An 18,149-nucleotide genomic window follows, 5' to 3' on the forward strand; every position below is an offset into this window, starting at 1 on the left:
GAAGAGGCAGAAAATGAGGCGGCCGCCTGTCCGGGAGAGGGGGGACGAAGGCGACCGCCGTTCGGGGATACCGTTGCCGGACTCCCGTGGGGGTACTTCTCGCGTGCCCGTGACGCCGCCGGGCATGCCTGCCGCGGGCGAACTTTTCTTCCGCACCCGTCCGGGGCGGCCGGCCTACTTGGTGCAGCCCTGCTGCCCCGAGGCCAGCGTCGCGCACGCGGTGGCGTCGGCCGCGGAGTCCACCGCGACCATCATGGTGTACGCGACGGTGGCACCGGCGTTGCCGACCGTCGCCCGCTGCTCGTTCGCGCCGCCGGCCTTCACCTGGACCTCGTCGCCCTGCGCGGCCTGGGAGACGCGGGCCCACGCGGCGCCGCAGACCTCGCTGTACCGGACCTCGACGGCGGCCGTGCCGACGACGGCGGTCGCGCCGGTGGTCACCAGGTCGCCGCCGCAGCCCATGACCTCCGGGTCCTTGCCGGTGCAGGCGTCGCCGCTGCACTTCACACCCGGCGGCAGCTTCGGCTTGCTGCTCACGGTGGGCGACGGGGAGGGTTTGGTGCCCTCGTTCTCCTTGTCCCCGCCGCCGTTCAGGAGGAAGAAGGCGCCCGCGATCACGACGAGGAGGCCGACGACGCCCGCGACGAGGGTGGTCATCCGCTTGTTCCCGCCGCGCGGGGACCGGGAGCCGGCCGAACGGGGCCCGGACGGCGGACGGGAACCGCCGTGCGGGGGCTCGCCGTACGAGCCCGACTCGCCGTACGTGCCCGACTCGCCGTACGTACCCGACTCGCCGTGCGTGCCTGGCCTGCCGCCGTACGTCCCGGACCCGTTGTATGTGCCGGACCCGCCGTACGTGCCGGACGGGCCGTACGCGTCCGAGGGGCCTGCGCCGGGGCGGCGGCCGGGGCCGTTCGGCGCGGCGGGTGCGGCCTGCCGCGCCGCCTCCCCGGTGCCGGTCCGGGGTCCGGAGCGGGACGTGCGGTCGCCGCTCGGCGCGGGGCCCCGGTATCCGGCCAGGCCCCAGGAGTTGCCTTCGGTCGCTCCGCCGGAGGAGGGCGCGGGGGTGGTGGCCGGTCCGCCGCCGTCCCGGGGCGTGCCGAGCGCCGAGTCGGGGCTGTCGGCGGCCGTCGGCTGGGCCGGGACCGTCGGCGGCAGCGTGGGCGACACGCCCGCCGGTCCCGCGACCCCCGCGGCGGCACCGCCGCCGTGCCGGCCGCCCCGGCTCCCCTTGCCGTTCCTGCCGCCGTTGCCGGACTTGGGCCCGGAGCCGCCCGACGTGGCCGCGGGCGTGCCCAGTTCGCCGAGCGCGGCGCGGGCCTGGGAGATCCGGATGGCCTCCATGGTCATGTCGTGGCGCATCTCCGAGCGGCTCCAGGCGCGCTCGGCCAGCTCCCACATGGTGGTCAGGTGGATCGGGTTGGTCCTCGTCACCTCGGCCAGGGCCACGATGGCGCCCTTGGGCGCCAGCAGCCGGCCGTTCAGATAGCGCTCCCAGGACGTCTTGCTGTAGCCCGTGGCGTCGGCCACCGACGCGACGCTCAGCTCGCTGCGGTCCACGAGCCGGCGCAGCTGACTGGTGAACTCTCTGATCTGCGGATCGAGTTCATCCGGCAAGGCCTTCCAACGAGGCACTGCTTCCCCCTCTTCCCCCGGTGACGTGCTGGTCGATCCCCCGCTGGTCCCCGCGCGCGGCGTCCCCCCGCGCGGTACCTGGTTCTGGCTACCCACAGGGATGCGCCCGGTCAGGATCCCAGTTCCCGGGGTGGGGGCGCACAGGAGCACAGAGGCCGCGAACGTGCACCGTCGCACGCCCACCGACCCGCGGTCCAGTGTCCCATCGGGGTTCGTGCGACCGGAACGGAACCCCCGGGAACGACTCGCGTAGCGGAGTAGCGGAACGGTCACTTCCGTGCCACAGCGCCCTGACAGGCGTTGAACTGGGCGTTCGCCGTGCAGGAGGGTTGGTGTCGACGGCGGCCCGTCCTTCCACGGGGGTGAGGACGGGCCGTCGTACCCGCCGCGCTAGCTGACCGTGAAGTGCAGCGTGTCCTTCAGGAACGGGATCTCCAGCACCGGGTTCGGCTGGGCCATCAGCGCCAGCAGGGCGATGGACAGCCCGAAGACGCCGTAGGTCACGATGTCCGTGAAGCGCGAGCGCACGGCGAGCATGCCGACGCGGGGCATCGTCCAGCGGAGCACGGCACCGAGCAGCAACGCGGCGCCGACGAGGAACAGCCCCCAGCGGAACACGTCCAGCGCGGTGAGCAGCAGGCCGAGCCCGACCAGCAGCACCACCGTGAGCACCGGCCACTGCCGGGCGGGCGCCGGGGCGTCGCCGGCCGCGGCCCGGCCGCCGCCCTCGGGACGGGCGGTGTCGCGGGTGAAGAGCGGGAACCGGCGCGTGGTGCGGCGCGGCCGCCCCTTGGCGTCGGGTGCGCTGACGGGGTCGCGGACGGTGAGGCCGTCCGGATCGCCGGAGTCCTGCGACGCGTGTGACGTCTGTGACGCCGTTCGGGACGCCTCCGGGGCCGGGGCCTCCTCGGTCCGCGCGTCGCCCGGACGCCCGGCGCCCGTGTCCTCAGCCGGCACTGCGCTCCGCCGCCTCCACCACGTTGACGAGCAGCTGGGCCCGGGTCATGGGGCCGACGCCGCCCGGGTTCGGGGAGATCCAGGCGGCCACCTCGGCCACGCCGGGGTGCACGTCGCCCATGATCTTGCCCTCGGCGTTGCGGGAGACGCCGACGTCGAGGACGGCCGCGCCCGGCTTGACGTCCTCGGGGCGGACCAGGTGCGGCGAACCGGCCGCGGCGATGACGATGTCCGCGCGCCTGAGGTGGGCGGCCAGGTCCCGGGTGCCGGTGTGGCACTGGGTCACGGTGGCGTTCTCGCTGCGCCGGGTGAGCAGCAGCGGCATCGGGCGGCCGATGGTGACACCGCGGCCGACGACCACGACCTCGGCGCCCTTGATCTCGACGCCGTAGCGGCGCAGGAGGGTCAGGATGCCGTTGGGGGTGCAGGGCAGCGGCGCCGGCTCGTTGAGGACGAGGCGGCCCAGGTTCATCGGGTGCAGGCCGTCCGCGTCCTTGTCCGGGTCCATCAGTTCGAGGATGCGGTTCTCGTCGATGCCCCGGGGCAGCGGCAGCTGGACGATGTAGCCGGTGCAGGCCGGGTCCTCGTTCAGCTCGCGGACGACCGCCTCGATCTCCTCCTGGGTGGCCGTGGCCGGCAGTTCGCGCTGGATGGAAGCGATGCCGACCTGGGCGCAGTCGCGGTGCTTGCCCGCGACGTACTTCTGGCTGCCGGGATCGTCGCCGACCAGGACGGTGCCGAGACCGGGTGTGACACCCCTCTCCTTCAGCGCCGCCACGCGGGCGGTCAGTTCGGACTTGATCGCGGCTGCGGTGGCCTTGCCATCGAGAATCTGGGCGGTCATGCCCCCATCCTCGCGGATGACCGGCCCCCGGTTCCAATCAGGTCGGCATGCGGGCACCGCACGGCTCGGCCCGCGGGCGCCGCGCGGGCCGGTGTGCGGGTGCCGGGCGGGAATCTTCGGGACGCCACGGGACAGGTCCCGCCCTATCCGCTCATGATCGATGTTGTTGCACTTGCACAACGCCTTGCGAACGGGCTGGACAAGTAAGAGTTCGGTCAAGAACGATTGGGCTGCACAGTGCCGCGGGGCCGTACCGGGGGGACGAACCGCTCAAGAAGAATCTCCTCCGCATCGAGCCGCGCGTCGTCCCCGCACTTGACAGCGACGGAGGAAGACCCGCCATGAGTTTCGGCGATCCGAACAACCCCTACGGCCCGCCGCAGGGCGGCCAGGGCCAGCAGCCGAACTACGGCTACCCGCAGCAGCAGCCCCAGGGCCAGCCCGGTTACGGCTACCCCCAGGCTCCTCCGGTGTCGGCCGGTTACGGCTACCCGGCCGCCCCGACCTCGATGCCCGGCACTGTCAGCGCGGCCCGCGTCATGCTGTGGGTCATCTTCGGCCTCCAGCTCGTCGGCGTGGCCCTGTTCGCCATCAGCGCCGCGAGCGTGGACGCCGCGAAGAACGACGACGCGCTCAAGGACGACGCCGCCTTCCAGCAGCTGGCCGACTACTCGTCCGGCATGCTGTGGGGCCTCGTGGCGTTCTCGCTGGTGTGGGGAGTGTTCGCACTCGTGCTGGCGATCAAGGTCGGCAGCGGCGGCAACGGCCTCCGCATAACGACCATGATCTTCGCCATCATCACCGCGATCCTCGGCCTGTACCCGTTCATCCTCGTGGGCCTGGTCCACACCGTGCTCGCCATCCTGGTCGCGGTGTTCGTCGGGAACTCGAACGGCGCGGCCTGGTACAAGCGTCCCCGCTACTGAGCACCGGCCGCGTACCGGACCGGGTACCGGCGACTGAACAGTTCTCGCCAATCACCATCCAGGGCCGTGTCTCACCCGTACGAGGGGGGCACGGCCCTGGTGCGTCGCCCTAGTCTGGCGTGGGTAGCCGTCAGGCACGGGGAGACGCACCTTGTACAGCATCATCGTGGTACCTCCGCCGACCACGGAGGACGAACCCACCCGCCCCCAGCACCGGCTCGCGCCCGGCGAACGGCTCGTCTTCGGGCGGTCCGTGCCCGAGGGCGGGCTGCGGATCGGGCACGACGGGGTGTCGCGCAGAGCCGGTGAGATCGCGGCGCACGGCACGTTCTGGACCCTGAGCAACCTCTCCGCCCACCAGACCTACGTGGTGGAGAACCCGGAGGGCGCGGGCGAGCACATCAAGGTGGCGCCGGGGCGGCTGGACGCGCCGGTGCCGTTCGAGTTCTCGCGGATCGTGCTGCCCGCCGCGGGTGACCTGCTGCCGGTGGAGGTGTGGGCGCCGCGCCACGACTATCTGCGCGGCGAGGACGGCACCGACGGCGAGCCGACCGCCCCGGCCTTCTCCGTCGACCGCACCAAGCGGTACTTCGCGGTGCTGGCCGCGCTGTGCGAGCCGCGGCTGCGCGGGGCGCCGCACGCGCCGCTGCCGACCATGGACCAGGTCGTCGAGCGGCTCCGCCCGACCTGGCCGGCCGCCTCGCGCACGTCGGTGCAGTGGAACATCGACTACCTCGCCGTGAAGCTGCGGCTGAAGCCGGGCCCGGAGACCGCCGAACCGGGTCCGCGGCTGAACGGCAAGAAGGAGTCGCTGGTATCGCTGGCGCTCCGCTTCGACCTGGTCCGCGAGGACGACCTCGTGGTCCTGACGGCACCGTCCGGACGGGCGCTGCGATGACCGAGCCGTACGCCGTCCCGGTGCCCCGCGGGTACCGGGTCGGTGCCTGGGAGGTGCACGAGCCCCTCGCGACCGGCGCCTTCGGCAGCGTCTACGCGGCCCGCCGCACCGCCGCCCCGACCGTCCCCGGCGCCGGGTCCGCGGGACGCACGGGTCACCCCGGGCAGGCCGCCGCGAGGGACACGGGTCACCCCGGCGAGGACACCCCGGTCCGCACGGATCACCCCGGCGAGGACGGTCCCGGCACCGAGGGCACGGCCGACGGCGGCCCCGGCGGGGTCGGCGATGCGCGCCGCGCGGAGACCGGCGCGGGGGTGCCGACGGACGTCGCGCTGAAGTTCCTGCCCACCGGCACCGGCACCCCGCGGCAACTGGCCCACCTGCGGGACCTGGTCGAGCGCGAGGTGGAGCTGCTGCGCCGGCTGCGGCAGCCCCGGCTGATCCGGATGTACGAGACCCTCACGGTCGACGACCCCGCCCACCCCCGGCTGGACGGCGCCACCGTCCTCGTCCTGGAGCGGGCCGAGGGCTCGCTGTCCGCCCTGCTGGCCGCCGCGCCCCGCCCGCCCGCCGGGCCCGCGCTGCTCGCGCAGGTCTGCGAGGGCCTGCAGCAACTGCACCGGGCGGGCTGGGTGCACGGCGACCTGAAACCGGCCAACGTACTGCTGATGAAGGACGGTTCGGTACGGCTCGCCGACTTCAACATGGCCGCCGAGCTGGAGGGCACCCACGCCTACACACCCGCCTTCTCCACCCCGGACTACACCCCGCCCGAGCTGCTGTGGTCCGAGATCGGCGAACGGGGCCGCCGGATCCGCCCCTCCGCCGACGTGTGGGCCTTCGGCGTCCTGGCCCACCTGGTGCTCACGGGCTCCTTCCCGCTGCCCGGCGGTACCCCGACGGCCCGCCGTGACGCCGCCGTCGCCTACGCCCGCGGCACCCACGAGTTGCGCCTGTCCCCCGAACTGCCCCCGGCATGGCGGGAGATCGTGCTGGCCTGCCTGACCCGTACGCACGCCGACCGGATCGGCACCGACGCCCTGCTGCGCCGGGTGACGGGCGCGGCCGGGAGCGCGCACGGCACGGCGAGGTTCCCGCTCCGGCCCCGCGGACGCCCCCGGCGCTGGGTCCCGGCCGCCGCGGTGCTCGCCGCCCTCGCCGCCCTCGGATACGGCGTCGCCCGCTGGACCGACGACGCCCGCGCCCCCCTCGCGGACCCGCGCCCCGGCGGCACCGCGAGCGCGGCCGCCGCCTCCTACGGCGCGGCCGAACTGCGCACCGACCGGGACGTGCCGCCCGCCTACCGCCTGCTGATCGTGGAGACGGCGCACGACTGCGGGCGCGAGGAGGTCAGCCCGGCCCTGATCGCGGCCATGCTGAAGGTCGAGAGCGACTTCGACCCGGACCTGGCCGACCCGGTCAAGGACGAGTACGGCATCGCCCGCTGGACCCCGAGCGTGCTGCGCTGGTGGATGAACGCGGACGGGACACCGGGCGAGACCGTGCCCCAGCCGCCGTTCCCGCCCGCCGAGTCCATCCCGGCGATGGGCCGCTACCTGTGCTGGATCACGCCCCGCCTCGACGCCGGCCTGCCGGGCGACCGCCGCGTACTGGTCGCCGTGGCGTACCGGACGTCGTACCGGAAGGTGAACGACGCGGGCGGTGTTCCCCCGAAGTACCGCGACTACGCCGACCGCGTCGCTCACCACCTCAAGGAGTACACGCCGCCGGGCGGGAAGTGACCCTGGGAGTTCCGAGGTACCGCACGCCGGGCGGCCCGGGGCACGGTGTGAGCACACCGCCTCGGCGGTACGACCGGTACGACCGGTACGACAACGACGTTCACGGGGGAACGACCATGAAGATCGTCAAGTCCGCAGTACTCCTCCTCGCGGCCACGGCCCTGGCCGCCGGGTCCACGGTCGCGGCGACGGCCGCCGACGACCCGGGCGGCACCCGGGTGACCGGCCTCCAGCAGAAGGCCGACCAGGTGCTGGCCGACGCCCCGCAGCTGCTGCGGGTGACCGCCGACGCGGTCGAGTACCGGGGCCTGACCGTCACCGAGGCGCCGGTGACCAAGGGCGCCCAGGACCTCGCCTGCGGCTACGGCCACCTGTGCATGGTCGTCAACGGCACCAAGTTCGACTTCTACAAGTGCCAGACGTGGAACCTGACCAACTGGACCGGCGACGGCCCGTTCACCAACAACCAGACGCCGGGCACGGTCGCCAAGTTCTTCAACCGGGACGGCAGCGTCCGCTGGACGTCGACGGCCTACGAGGCGGGCACCGCGACCTGGGACCCGATCTGGTCGCTGCGCCCCTGCTGATCCGCTCACCGGATCCGCCGACAAGGCGGCCCCCGGGCTACCTCCGCGGAGGGGACCCGGGGGCCGCCGTTTCACGCGCCCGCGCCTGTGGCTGAGCCGGTGCGGTCGCGTCGGTGCGCGTCAGTGGAAGAAGTGCCGCGTCCCCGTGAAGTACATCGTCACGCCGGCCTTCTGCGCCGCCTCGACGACCAGTTCGTCACGGACCGAGCCGCCGGGCTGGACCACGGCCTTCACGCCGGCCGCGGTGAGGATCTCCAGGCCGTCCGGGAAGGGGAAGAAGGCGTCGGAGGCCGCGTACGCCCCCTGCGCGCGCTCGGCGCCCGCCCGCTCCACCGCGAGCTTCGCGGAGTCGACGCGGTTGACCTGGCCCATGCCGACGCCGACCGAGGCGCCGTCCTTGGCGAGCAGGATGGCGTTGGACTTGACGGCCCGGCAGGCCTTCCAGGCGAAGGCCAGCTCGGCCAGCTCCGCCTCGGAGAGCGCCTCGCCGGTCGCCAGGGTCCAGGTGGCCGGGTCGTCGCCCTCGGCCTGGAGGCGGTCGGTGACCTGGAGGAGGGCGCCGCCGTCGATGGGCTTGACCTCGACCGGGGCGGCGGGCGCCTCGGGGGCGCGCAGCACCCGGATGTTCTTCTTCTTGGTGAGGGCTTCGAGCGCGCCGTCCTCGTAGTCCGGGGCGACGATGACCTCGGTGAAGATCTCCGCGACCTGCTCGGCCATCTCCTTGGAGACCGGGCGGTTGACCGCGATCACCCCGCCGAACGCGGACAGCGGGTCGCAGGCGTGCGCCTTGCGGTGCGCCTCGGCGACGTCCGCGCCGACCGCGATGCCGCACGGGTTGGCGTGCTTGATGATCGCGACGCAGGGCTCGGCGTGGTCGTACGCGGCACGGCGGGCGGCGTCCGTGTCCGTGTAGTTGTTGTACGACATCTCCTTGCCGTGCAGCTGCTCGGCCTGCGCGAGGCCGCCGCCCTCCGGGGCGGTGTAGAGCGCGGCGGGCTGGTGCGGGTTCTCGCCGTAGCGCAGGGTGTGGGCGCGCTCGTAGGTGGCGCCGAGGAAGTCGGGGAAGCCGGACTCGTCGACCGGGGCGTACTCGGCGGCGAACCAGGAGGCGACGGCCACGTCGTACGCGGCGGTGTGCTGGAAGGCCTCGGCGGCCAGGCGCTTGCGGGCGGCCAGGTCGAAGCCGCCGTCCTTGACCGCGGAGAGCACGTCGGCGTACCGGGCGGGGCTGGTGACGATGGCGACCGACGGGTGGTTCTTGGCCGCGGCGCGGACCATCGAGGGGCCGCCGATGTCGATCTGCTCGACGCACTCGTCCGGGGTGGCGCCCGAGGCGACGGTCTCGCGGAACGGGTACAGGTTGCTCACGACCAGGTCGAACGGGGCCACGCCCAGCTCGTCGAGCTGCTGCCGGTGGCTGTCCAGACGCAGGTCGGCGAGGATGCCGGCGTGCACCTTGGGGTGCAGGGTCTTGACCCGGCCGTCCAGGCACTCGGGGAAGCCGGTCAGCTCCTCGACCTTGGTGACGGGGACTCCGGCGGCGGCGATCCGCCCGGCGGTGGACCCGGTGGAGACCAGCTCGACGCCGGCCTCGTGCAGCCCGCGCGCGAGCTCTTCGAGACCGGTCTTGTCGTAGACGCTGACGAGCGCGCGACGGATGGCCCGCTTGTTGCTCCCGGCGGTGGCGGTGGCGGTCACTGGATAACTACCTTTCGTCCCTCAATGCGATAGCCGTTGCGGGCGAGCCGCCCCACGACATCGACGAGCAGCCTTCGCTCGACTTCCTTGATGCGCTCGTGCAGAGCGGCACCTTCGTCTTCGTAGTCCTCGTCCCGGACCTCCACCACGCCCTGCGCGATGATCGGCCCGGTGTCGACGCCGTCGTCGACGAAGTGGACGGTGCAGCCGGTGACCCTGGCGCCGTACGCGAGCGCGTCCCGCACGCCGTGGGCCCCCGGGAAGCTGGGGAGGAGGGCGGGGTGCGTGTTGACGAACCGCCCGCCGAACCGCGCGAGGAACTCCTTCCCCACGATCTTCATGAACCCGGCCGAGACGACGAGGTCCGGCTCGTGGGCCGCGACGGCCTCGGCGAGCGCCGCGTCCCACTCCTCACGGGTCCCGTAGTCCCTGACCTTGCGCACGAAGGTCGCCACCCCGGCGCGCTCGGCGCGGGCGAGCCCCTCGATGCCGTCGCGGTCCGCGCCGACGGCGACGATCTCGGCCCCGTAGGCGTCGGCGCCGGTGGCGGCGATCTCGTCGAGGAGTGCCTGGAGGTTGGTGCCGGATCCGGAGACCAGCACGACGAGGCGCTTGGCTCGCCGGTCCACGGGCTTGGCGGCCACGGTGGGGGCCTTTCTCGGGGAGGCGGATCTGTTTGTACGGTCGTACGAATGCATCGCGCCCCGGGATACGGGGAAGTCTACGAAGCGGCCGACCGTCAGCAACGATACCGGCACACCGGACGGCCCCCTCGGGACGGGGGCGTGGCCGGAAGGTAGCGTCTGCGTGGAGCCGGAGCGGGAACGCGGCCCGGGCGTCGGGCGTTCACCAGACGTACCGACCAGTCCGCCCGTTCCACCAGCTCGCCCGTTCCACCAGCCGCCCGTCCATCGTCGCCAAGGGGAAGACGCTCAGTTGATGCCGGACCGCAGCCTGCGACTGCTCACGCTCCCCCAGCAGTCGGCGCAGCCAGGGGAGCGCAGCACCGTGTTGCTGCGCGAGCGCCCCTCGTCACCGCCCGACACGCCCTCGGACCGGAGGAATGACGGCGGGCGGGACGGCTCCGGCGACCAGGACAATCCGTTCGCACCGCCCCCGGAGGGCACCCCGGACCGTCCGTGGCAGCCGCGGCACCCGTCGGGCGACGGCGACTCCCAGGGCTCGTCCGGCCCCGGTGGCGAGGGCGGGCGCTCCCCGTGGGGCGGCCAGTGGAGCGACCGGCAGCCCGGCCGGTCCCCCGGCGGCGGCTTCGGCGAGCGACCCGGCGGTTCGGGCGGCCCCGAGGGGCCCAGCGGCGGCCCCGGCCCGCGCTGGGACCCGACGGACCCCGCCCAGCGGCGTGCCCGCTACGCCCTGCTGAGCGGCATGTGGGCCCTGTTCTTCGCCCTCTTCACCTGGCCGTACGTGGCCCTGCTGCTCGGCGCCCTGGCCCTGTACTGGGGCATCAGCTCGCTGCGCGCCAAGCCCCGCGCCGCCGCCGACCCGGACGCCCCGGCCCCGCCCCCGGAGCAGACGGTCCGCCCGCAGCGCACCGCCGCGATCAGTGGCCTGGTCACGTCGTCCCTGGCCATCCTCCTGGTCGCCGCGTCCTTCGGCGCCCAGCTGATCTACAGCGACTACTACACCTGCCGCGAGGACGCCCTGACCAACGCGGCGGAGCAGTCCTGCGAGCGCCACCTGCCGGAGCAACTCCGCCCGCTGCTGGGCACGGAGGACTGACCTCCCCTTCTCGACACCGGACGCGCACCCACAGCCCGTCCGGCGCTTGAGGACGAGGCCGTCCAGGCCGAAGGGGGGTCTGGGGGCACAGCCCCCAGGGATGGGAACGGGAAGGGGCGGCGGGGGCGAAGAAACCCCTTGCGCCCGCCGCGCCCCTGCTCACCCCCCGCCGCGAGGCAATCCCCCGGGCCCGTCGACCGGCAGCAGGTCATACCCGACCCCACCATCGCCATCGCTGTCGCCGTCGCCGTCGTACAACCCGAACGGCACCGCGCCGTCATCTCCCCCCTGCTCCCCGCCCCCGGGCGCAACCGCGGCCCCCTTCTCTCCTCGCTTCCACCACCGCCCCATGAGGAACACCGAAACCCACGCCCACACCCCCCGGCGCTCACCCCCGCCGTCCTCCCGGTCGGCCCCGGACGCCGCCACCACCGCCTCCCGCGCGGCAGCGCCCCGGCACCGCCAGGCCCGCGCCACCACGGCCACCGGCACCGCCACCACCCCGGTCCAGGCCAGCGTCGCGCCCCCGGCCTGCCACCAGACCGGCCCGAAGCGGGCGAGCGCGGCGCTCCCGAGCGGCCCGCCGGCGAACGCGGCCAGCAGGGCGACGAGGACCGCGCACAGGACGGCCGCCACGACCGCGGCGGCAGCGGTCCGCCGCCACGACCACACCCCGGCGGCCGGGCCCGCCCCCGGCGCACCCGCGCAGGCCGCCCGTGCCGTGAACCACCCCACCACGGCCCCCGCCGTCAACGGCACCGCCCCGGTCGCCCAGTGCAGCGGCGTACCGGGGCCCGCGTCCGGCACCGCCGCCAGCAGCGGGAACGGCGGCAGCAGCGCCGCGGGAGCGGAGGCGCTGGGCGCCACGACATGCCCGGTCCCGAGCAGGAAGCCGGGGCCGAGGGCGTACACCGCCGCCCACACCGCCGCGTTCGGCACCAGCGTCAGACAGAGCAGCAGTACGGCGAACCTTCCCGACCACCCCTCCGTCAGCCGCAGGAAGGCCTCCCCCGCGGCGGCCCAGTGCCATACGAGCGACACCGCGAGCAGCAGCGCGCCACCGCCGACGAGCAACGCCGCACCGGCGCCCGCGGCGCGCGTGGCGGCGCCCAGGCGTGCGTCCGGCTCGACCAACAGCTCCCGCAGCTTCCGCGGCAGCACGCGCAGCGCCCGCCCCACGGGCCCGCCCGGCCGCCCGAACGCCGTCCACACACCGGCGCCCGCCGCTCCCATGGCGACCAGCGGCAGGCACACCGCCGCCCACCACGGCGAGGGCCGCAGCGCGCCGCCCTGCGCGTACAGGACGACGGGCCCCGCGACGGCGAGGTAGCCGAGGACGACCCCCGTCCAGGCCACGCGCGCGGAGACGGGCGGCGGCCCGGTGTCCGGGGCGCTCGCCATCCACGCGGGACGCGTCCCGGGCCCCGCCTTGGGCGCCGCGCCCACGGCCACGCCCACGCCGTCCCCGGGGTCCGTGGCATCGCGGGCGGCGCGGTGCAGCAGCCACACCGGCAGGAGGAGGAACAGCAACGGGGTGACGCCGACGGGAGCGGGGGTGCCGGAGAGCGTGTCGGCGCGCACCAGTTCGGCCCCGTGTGCCAGCAACCACAGCGCGGCGGCGACGTGGAGGGTGCCCCCGGGCCCGCTGTCGGGGTACGGCGAACTGATCCACAGCAGCGTCACGAGCGCGGCGCACGCCGCGAGGCCCAGCACCGCCGCGACCACACCGCCGAGGAGACCGGCGGCCAGCCCGGGCGACCGGTCCCGCCACCGGGCGCGCAGCAGGGAGAGCGGGGCGGGACGGGCGGTCGTCTGGATCACGCCGCCATGCTGCCAACGACACGCGCTTTCCCGGTGTAACGGGCGAAGCCCCGTTGTGTCGCTCAATATATGCTTATGTACTTTTTCGTACGAAGGGGTGTCCTGTGACCCGCAGCCCCGCGACCCCGCTCCCACCTCCCAAGGCACGCCGACGCCTGCGTGAGACCGCCGCACTGACACAGACTCAGCTCGCGACCCGGGTGGGGGTCACCCCCGGGATCGTCCGTGCGTGGGAGAGCGGCCGCACGACTCCGCGAGGCCGCAAACGGGAGGCGTACGCGAGGTTGCTGAAGACGCTGGCCGAGGAAGAGGCAGCACGCCAGGCGAAGCAGAAACAACAGGAACAGCAAGAACAGCAAGAACAGCGCGAGCATCAGAAACCGGACGAGAAGCAGGAGTCGGCACCCGCACCGGTACCGAAGCTGGAGCCAGAGTCGAAGCCGGAGCCGCAGTCGGACGCGAAGCCCGCGCCCGAGCCGGAGCCGGAGCCGGAGCCGAGGCCCGAGTCCGCGCCCGTCGCACTGACGCCCGCTCAGGCCTTCGACGCGCTCTACGCGTTCAGCGCCCCCGCCCTGGTACGGCAGACCTTCCTGCTCACCGGCCGGCGCGAGCAGGCGCGCGAGTCGGTGGAGCGGGCCTTCCAGGCCGCCTGGGAGCGCTGGCCCGAGGTGGCCCGCGACCGGGACCCGGTGGGCTGGGTGCGGGCGACGGCGTACGAGTACGCGCTCTCGCCCTGGCAGCGGTTCCGTCCGCGCCACCGGCACCCGGAGCCGCCGCCCGCCGACCCCGGCGACCGCACCCTGCTGAACACCCTGCTCAGGCTCCCTCCGCGGCACCGCCGTACGCTCGTGCTGTACGACGGTGTGGGCCTCGACCTGCCCGAGACGGCGGCGGAGACGGAGGCGAGCACCCCGGCGACGGCGAACCGGCTGCTGCACGCCCGTGAGGCCGTCGCGGGCCGGCTGCCCGCGCTGGCCGACCCGCAGGTGCTGCACCGGAGGCTGACGGAGCTGGCCTCGAACGAGCGGCTGCGGGCGGCCGAGCCGCCGGCCGTGCGCAGGGGCGGCGAACGCCGGGCGCGGCTGCGGACCCGGGCCGCGATCGCGTTCACGGTCGCCCTCATCGGGACCACGGCCCTGACCGTGCGCACCGCGCCCACGCACTACGAACCGCCCGTCTCGCCCGGCCAGGCGGTGCGCGGCGTGCCGCACCGGGTGGCCCCGGGGGCGCTGTCGGACGAGGAGCTGGAGCTGCGGCAGAAGCTGCGGGACCAGATGCAGGACGGCCCGGAACGGCTGCTGCCGAGGCTCGAATGAGGTGGCCGGCCCGGCGGCGGCTCGGCCCGGCGGCGGCCCGGCGGCCGGAACGCCGAGTGGCCCGGCCCCCGTGGACAGGGGTCGGGCCACTCGGTGCGGAGCAGAAGGCGCTCGGGCCGCGTACCGGTCGGTGTCAGCCGGCCAGGATGGCGCGGGCGAGCTTCGCCGTCTCGGTCGGCGTCTTGCCGACCTTGACGCCGGCGGCCTCCAGGGCCTCCTTCTTCGCCTGGGCGGTGCCGGACGAACCGGAGACGATGGCGCCGGCGTGGCCCATGGTCTTGCCCTCGGGCGCGGTGAAGCCCGCGACGTAGCCGACGACCGGCTTGGTCACGTTGGCCTTGATGAAGTCGGCCGCACGCTCCTCGGCGTCGCCGCCGATCTCGCCGATCATGACGATCAGGTCGGTCTCGGGGTCGGCCTCGAACGCGGCGAGCGCGTCGATGTGCGTGGTGCCGATGATCGGGTCGCCACCGATGCCGACGGCGGTCGAGAAGCCGATGTCACGCAGCTCGTACATCATCTGGTACGTCAGCGTGCCGGACTTCGAGACCAGGCCGATGCGGCCCGGCTTGGTGATGTCGCCCGGGATGATGCCGACGTTGGACTGGCCCGGGGTGATGATGCCGGGGCAGTTCGGGCCGATGATCCGGGTCTTGTTGCCCTTCTTGCCGGCGTACGACCAGAAGGCGGCCGAGTCGTGCACGGCGATGCCCTCGGTGATGACGACGGCCAGCGGGATCTCGGCGTCGATGGCCTCGACGACGGCGTCCTTGGTGAACTTCTCCGGCACGAAGATGACGGAGACGTTGGCGCCGGTCTTCTCGATGGCCTCCTTGACGGTGCCGAAGACCGGTACCTCGGTGCCGTCGAAGTCCACGGAGGTGCCCGCCTTGCGCGGGTTCACGCCGCCCACGACCTCGGTGCCGTCACCGAGCATGAGCTTGGTGTGCTTCATGCCGGTGGCGCCGGTCATGCCCTGGACGATGACCTTGCTGTCCTTGTTGAGCCAGATAGCCATGGTGTGTTGGTGTCCTCGTCCTGAGTGCTTACTTGGCGGCGGCGTGAGCCAGCTCGGCGGCCTTGTCGGCCGCGCCGTCCATGGTGTCGACGCGCTGGACCAGCGGGTGGTTGGCGTCGGTGAGGATCTTGCGGCCCAGCTCGGCGTTGTTGCCGTCGAGGCGGACGACGAGCGGCTTCTCGACCTTCTCGCCGCGGTCCTCCAGGAGCTTCAGCGCCTGGACGATGCCGTTGGCGACCTCGTCGCAGGCGGTGATGCCGCCGAAGACGTTGACGAACACGGAACGGACGTCCGGGTCGCCGAGGATGATCTCCAGGCCGTTCGCCATGACCTGGGCGGAGGCGCCGCCACCGATGTCCAGGAAGTTGGCGGGCTTGACGTTGCCGTGCTTCTCACCGGCGTACGCGACGACGTCCAGGGTGCTCATGACGAGACCCGCGCCGTTGCCGATGATGCCGACCTCACCGTCGAGCTTGACGTAGTTGAGGTTCTTCTCCTTGGCGGCGGCCTCGAGCGGGTTGGCCGCGGCCTTGTCGTGGAGGGCCTCGAAGTCGGGGTGACGGAACTCGGCGTTGTCGTCCAGGGACACCTTGCCGTCGAGGGCGAGGACGTCGCCGGAGGCGACCTTGGCCAGCGGGTTGACCTCGACCAGGAGGGCGTCCTCCTTGATGAAGGTGTCCCACAGCTTGACCAGGATGTCGGCGACCTTGTCGGCGACCTCGGCCGGGAACTTCGCGGCCTCGACGATCTCGCGCGCCTTCTCGGGCGTCACGCCGTCGATCGCGTCGATCGGGGTCTTGGCGACGGCCTCCGGACGGGTGGCCGCCACCTCCTCGATCTCCATGCCGCCCTCGACGGAGGCGATGGAGAGGAAGGTGCGGTTGGCACGGTCGAGGAGGAAGGAGACGTAGTACTCCTCGACGATCTCGGGGGCGGTCTCGGCGATCATCACCTTGTGGACCGTGTGGCCCTTGATGTCCATGCCGAGGATGTCCGTCGCGCGGGCGACGGCCTCGTCCGCCGAGGCGGCCAGCTTCACGCCACCGGCCTTGCCGCGGCCACCGACCTTCACCTGGGCCTTGACGACGGACTTGCCGCCCAGACGCTCGGTGATCTCGCGCGCCGCCTCAGGCGTGTCGATGACTTCACCGGCCAGCACCGGTACATCGTGCTTGGCGAAGAGGTCCCTCGCCTGGTACTCGAACAGGTCCACGCGCTTCCGTCCCTATCAGTGATCTCGCGGTTCGTTGGATGCGTGGGCGTGCCGCGAAGGGCAACGTGACGTCCGCTGTGAGTCACAAGGGGGGCGCACACGGTGTCCGAGCGCGCGGCATGTCCGTCTCGCAGGTTATCGCCGCTTGCGGGGGGTCTCTAAATCGTGGGTCACACCTGAGCGGTGATGCCTGTCACATGATGCCGCGCTCACTGGCACGCGGTGCCGCGTGTGAGCCGGACACGGGGAGCCCCGGGCATCGGTGAGGGGCCTCACCGGGCTGGGGTATGACCCGGTGAGGCCCGTGGGCTCCCCGGCGCCGCACGGGTGCGGTGCGCCGGGGAGCGGGCCGGACGGTCCCCACCCCAATGGGGACCGTCCGGCCCGGACCGCGGGGTTTCGGCCGGACGGAGGCCGACGGCTTTCGGCCGTCCGGGGCCTGCCGCCCCGCGGGGTCTGTGCCCGCCCGCCGCGGGAACGGCGGCGGAGCCGGGGTCACGAGGTGCCGGTGCGCGGCGCCCGAGCGTGGCGGCCGGACGGGCGGTCCCGGCGTTCACGCGGCACTCGCGTGTGGCTGGAGGTACCTCCCAGGCCGTTCGGGCACGGGGTCGGGGGAGGCACGACTGCCCGCGGGCTACGGCGGGTGCGGGCGGAGGGCGCGGCAGCGACGGCGGTGTTCTAGGCGGGGGAGACCAGGATGTCCCGGTACGGCTCGCGGACCCCGGCCGCGTCGGCCCGCTCGGGGGCGCCGGGGACGAGCCGGAACGCGAGCCGGTGCTGCGGGGCGAGCGCGCGGGTGTCCCCGTGGCGCGGCGTGCCCTGGTCCACCCCGGACGCGGTGCCGAGCGCACCGTCGGGGTCGCCGAGGCCACCGTGCGGCACGGGGTGGGCGGGGGCGTACCCGGTGTGCGCGGTCGCGGCCCGGTGTCTGCCGGGGTGCGCGTCGGGCGCCGCTCCGACGCCCGATTGCGGCCCGTACCCGACGACGTGGGCCGGGCCTGCGGTCCGCTCGGCGACCGGGGCGTCGGCGGTGTCGCCGGACGGGTCCACGGTGCGGGAGGTGTCCACCACCGCGGGCGCGGGCTCGGCCCGCGGGTCCGGGACGGCCGGCCGCGCACCACCAAAAGCGCCGCCCCGGTCGGCCGGGTCGAGCACGTCGGCCGAGCCCGGCACATCGTCCGGCTCCGGCACGTCGGCCGAGCCCGGCAGGTCGATGAGACCCGGTACGTCGACGAGGTCCGGTACGTCGATCGGGTCCAGCGGGTCCGCCGGGCGGCCGGACGAACCGGACGGACCGGGGAGCCCGAGCCCGACTCCCTCGGTCACCGTCGCCACCGCGGCACCGGCCGGTCTGACGACCCGGTCGTCCACGGCCTGGACGACGCTCTCGGCGACGGGACGGAGGTCCGGAAGCAACGCGCCGGCGCCCGGCCCCGGCACCGCCGCGGTGTCCTGGACGGCTGCCGCCTCCGGCGCGCGGCTCCGCGGCTGCGCGGTGCCGTCGAGGACCCGGCCGGCCGTCTCCGTCAGGCCTCCCGGCCCCTCGTCGGCCGCCTGGGCCCGACCCCCGCAGAGCAGCCCGAGCACGAACACCCCGCCCACCAGCAGCGCCACGTGCAGCGCACGCCGCCCGGCCGCCGTGCGCAGGACGCGCAGAGCGGCACCGGGCAGGACTGCTGACCAGATCAAGAGGGGGAGGTTCCTCCCGTGCGGCGGAACGGGCCGTGTCGGACAACGCGTCGACACGCCGCGCG

15 protein-coding genes are annotated in these 18,149 nt (G+C 74.0%); 6 read left to right on the forward strand and 9 right to left on the reverse strand.

The genetic code is table 11. The features are described 5' to 3' along the window. Positions 1-174: 174 nt before the first annotated feature. From K7854_RS08360 to K7854_RS08370, 3 genes are all read right to left on the reverse strand, one after another. The gene (locus K7854_RS08360) at positions 175-1,617 is read right to left on the reverse strand and encodes a DUF2690 domain-containing protein (RefSeq protein WP_226025732.1); all 1,443 of its coding nucleotides are present in this window, start codon (positions 1,615-1,617) and stop codon (positions 175-177) included. A gap of 408 nt (positions 1,618-2,025) precedes the next feature. Then, positions 2,026-2,592 carry a DUF3017 domain-containing protein gene (locus tag K7854_RS08365; RefSeq protein WP_226025733.1) on the reverse strand — a complete coding sequence of 189 codons (567 nt, stop codon included), beginning with the start codon at positions 2,590-2,592 and terminating at the stop codon, positions 2,026-2,028. Further along, positions 2,582-3,436: a bifunctional methylenetetrahydrofolate dehydrogenase/methenyltetrahydrofolate cyclohydrolase gene (locus tag K7854_RS08370; RefSeq protein ID WP_226025734.1), complete on the reverse strand. Its 855-nt coding sequence runs from the start codon at positions 3,434-3,436 to the stop codon at positions 2,582-2,584. Before K7854_RS08370 ends, K7854_RS08365 begins: the two co-directional genes overlap by 11 nt. 341 nt (positions 3,437-3,777) lie before the next feature. Here K7854_RS08370 and K7854_RS08375 point away from each other — a divergent pair, with 341 nt between their 5' ends. From K7854_RS08375 to K7854_RS08390, 4 genes are all read left to right on the forward strand, one after another. After that, positions 3,778-4,362: a hypothetical protein gene (locus K7854_RS08375; protein WP_226025735.1), complete on the forward strand. Its 585-nt coding sequence runs from the start codon at positions 3,778-3,780 to the stop codon at positions 4,360-4,362. A 151-nt stretch (positions 4,363-4,513) separates the two neighbouring features. Continuing rightward, positions 4,514-5,260: an FHA domain-containing protein gene (locus K7854_RS08380; protein WP_226025736.1), complete on the forward strand. Its 747-nt coding sequence runs from the start codon at positions 4,514-4,516 to the stop codon at positions 5,258-5,260. Beyond that, positions 5,257-7,002 carry a serine/threonine-protein kinase gene (locus K7854_RS08385; protein WP_226025737.1) on the forward strand — a complete coding sequence of 582 codons (1,746 nt, stop codon included), beginning with the start codon at positions 5,257-5,259 and terminating at the stop codon, positions 7,000-7,002. The genes K7854_RS08380 and K7854_RS08385 overlap by 4 nt, the downstream gene beginning before the upstream one ends. A 116-nt stretch (positions 7,003-7,118) precedes the next feature. Then, a complete protein-coding gene (locus K7854_RS08390; protein ID WP_226025738.1) occupies positions 7,119-7,589 on the forward strand; it encodes a hypothetical protein in 471 nt (156 codons plus the stop codon). A 120-nt stretch (positions 7,590-7,709) separates the two neighbouring features. Here K7854_RS08390 and purH read toward each other — a convergent pair whose 3' ends face one another. Further along, positions 7,710-9,287, reverse strand: coding sequence for a bifunctional phosphoribosylaminoimidazolecarboxamide formyltransferase/IMP cyclohydrolase (purH, locus tag K7854_RS08395; protein ID WP_226025739.1), 1,578 nt, complete (start codon positions 9,285-9,287; stop codon positions 7,710-7,712). Beyond that, the gene (gene purN / locus K7854_RS08400) at positions 9,284-9,931 is read right to left on the reverse strand and encodes a phosphoribosylglycinamide formyltransferase (RefSeq protein ID WP_226025740.1); all 648 of its coding nucleotides are present in this window, start codon (positions 9,929-9,931) and stop codon (positions 9,284-9,286) included. The genes purH and purN overlap by 4 nt, the downstream gene beginning before the upstream one ends. A gap of 295 nt (positions 9,932-10,226) precedes the next feature. Here purN and K7854_RS08405 point away from each other — a divergent pair, with 295 nt between their 5' ends. Beyond that, the gene (locus K7854_RS08405) at positions 10,227-11,027 is read left to right on the forward strand and encodes a hypothetical protein (RefSeq protein WP_226025741.1); all 801 of its coding nucleotides are present in this window, start codon (positions 10,227-10,229) and stop codon (positions 11,025-11,027) included. Between the two features lie 159 nt (positions 11,028-11,186). On the opposite strand, the gene K7854_RS08410 is transcribed toward K7854_RS08405, so the two are convergent. Further along, positions 11,187-12,848 (reverse strand): cell division protein PerM, encoded by a 1,662-nt coding sequence (locus K7854_RS08410; RefSeq protein WP_226025742.1) that lies wholly within the window; start codon positions 12,846-12,848, stop codon positions 11,187-11,189. A 104-nt stretch (positions 12,849-12,952) separates the two neighbouring features. On the opposite strand from K7854_RS08410, the gene K7854_RS08415 reads away from it, so the two are divergent. After that, positions 12,953-14,164 carry a helix-turn-helix domain-containing protein gene (locus K7854_RS08415; RefSeq protein ID WP_226025743.1) on the forward strand — a complete coding sequence of 404 codons (1,212 nt, stop codon included), beginning with the start codon at positions 12,953-12,955 and terminating at the stop codon, positions 14,162-14,164. Positions 14,165-14,297: 133 nt separating this feature from the next. Here K7854_RS08415 and sucD read toward each other — a convergent pair whose 3' ends face one another. The 3 genes from sucD to K7854_RS08430 all read right to left on the reverse strand — a co-directional run bounded on the left by sucD (position 14,298) and on the right by K7854_RS08430 (position 18,084). Next, a complete protein-coding gene (gene sucD / locus K7854_RS08420; protein WP_226025744.1) occupies positions 14,298-15,182 on the reverse strand; it encodes a succinate--CoA ligase subunit alpha in 885 nt (294 codons plus the stop codon). Positions 15,183-15,210: 28 nt separating this feature from the next. Then, the gene (gene sucC, locus K7854_RS08425; protein ID WP_030400306.1) at positions 15,211-16,395 is read right to left on the reverse strand and encodes an ADP-forming succinate--CoA ligase subunit beta; all 1,185 of its coding nucleotides are present in this window, start codon (positions 16,393-16,395) and stop codon (positions 15,211-15,213) included. A 678-nt stretch (positions 16,396-17,073) separates the two neighbouring features. Further along, positions 17,074-18,084 (reverse strand): hypothetical protein, encoded by a 1,011-nt coding sequence (locus K7854_RS08430; protein ID WP_226025745.1) that lies wholly within the window; start codon positions 18,082-18,084, stop codon positions 17,074-17,076. Positions 18,085-18,149 lie beyond the last annotated feature (65 nt).

The organism is Streptomyces hyderabadensis, from assembly GCF_020404845.1.
Taxonomy (GTDB): Bacteria; Actinomycetota; Actinomycetes; order Streptomycetales; family Streptomycetaceae; genus Streptomyces; species Streptomyces hyderabadensis.

Coding starts and splice junctions, on each gene's coding strand:
- K7854_RS08390 (WP_226025738.1), top strand. CDS start 7,119: ATGAAGATCGTCAAGTCCGCAGTACTCCTCCTCGCGGCCACGGCCCTG.
- K7854_RS08375 (WP_226025735.1), top strand. CDS start 3,778: ATGAGTTTCGGCGATCCGAACAACCCCTACGGCCCGCCGCAGGGCGGC.
- K7854_RS08370 (WP_226025734.1), bottom strand. CDS start 3,436: ATGACCGCCCAGATTCTCGATGGCAAGGCCACCGCAGCCGCGATCAAG.
- K7854_RS08385 (WP_226025737.1), top strand. CDS start 5,257: ATGACCGAGCCGTACGCCGTCCCGGTGCCCCGCGGGTACCGGGTCGGT.
- sucD (WP_226025744.1), bottom strand. CDS start 15,182: ATGGCTATCTGGCTCAACAAGGACAGCAAGGTCATCGTCCAGGGCATG.
- K7854_RS08405 (WP_226025741.1), top strand. CDS start 10,227: ATGCCGGACCGCAGCCTGCGACTGCTCACGCTCCCCCAGCAGTCGGCG.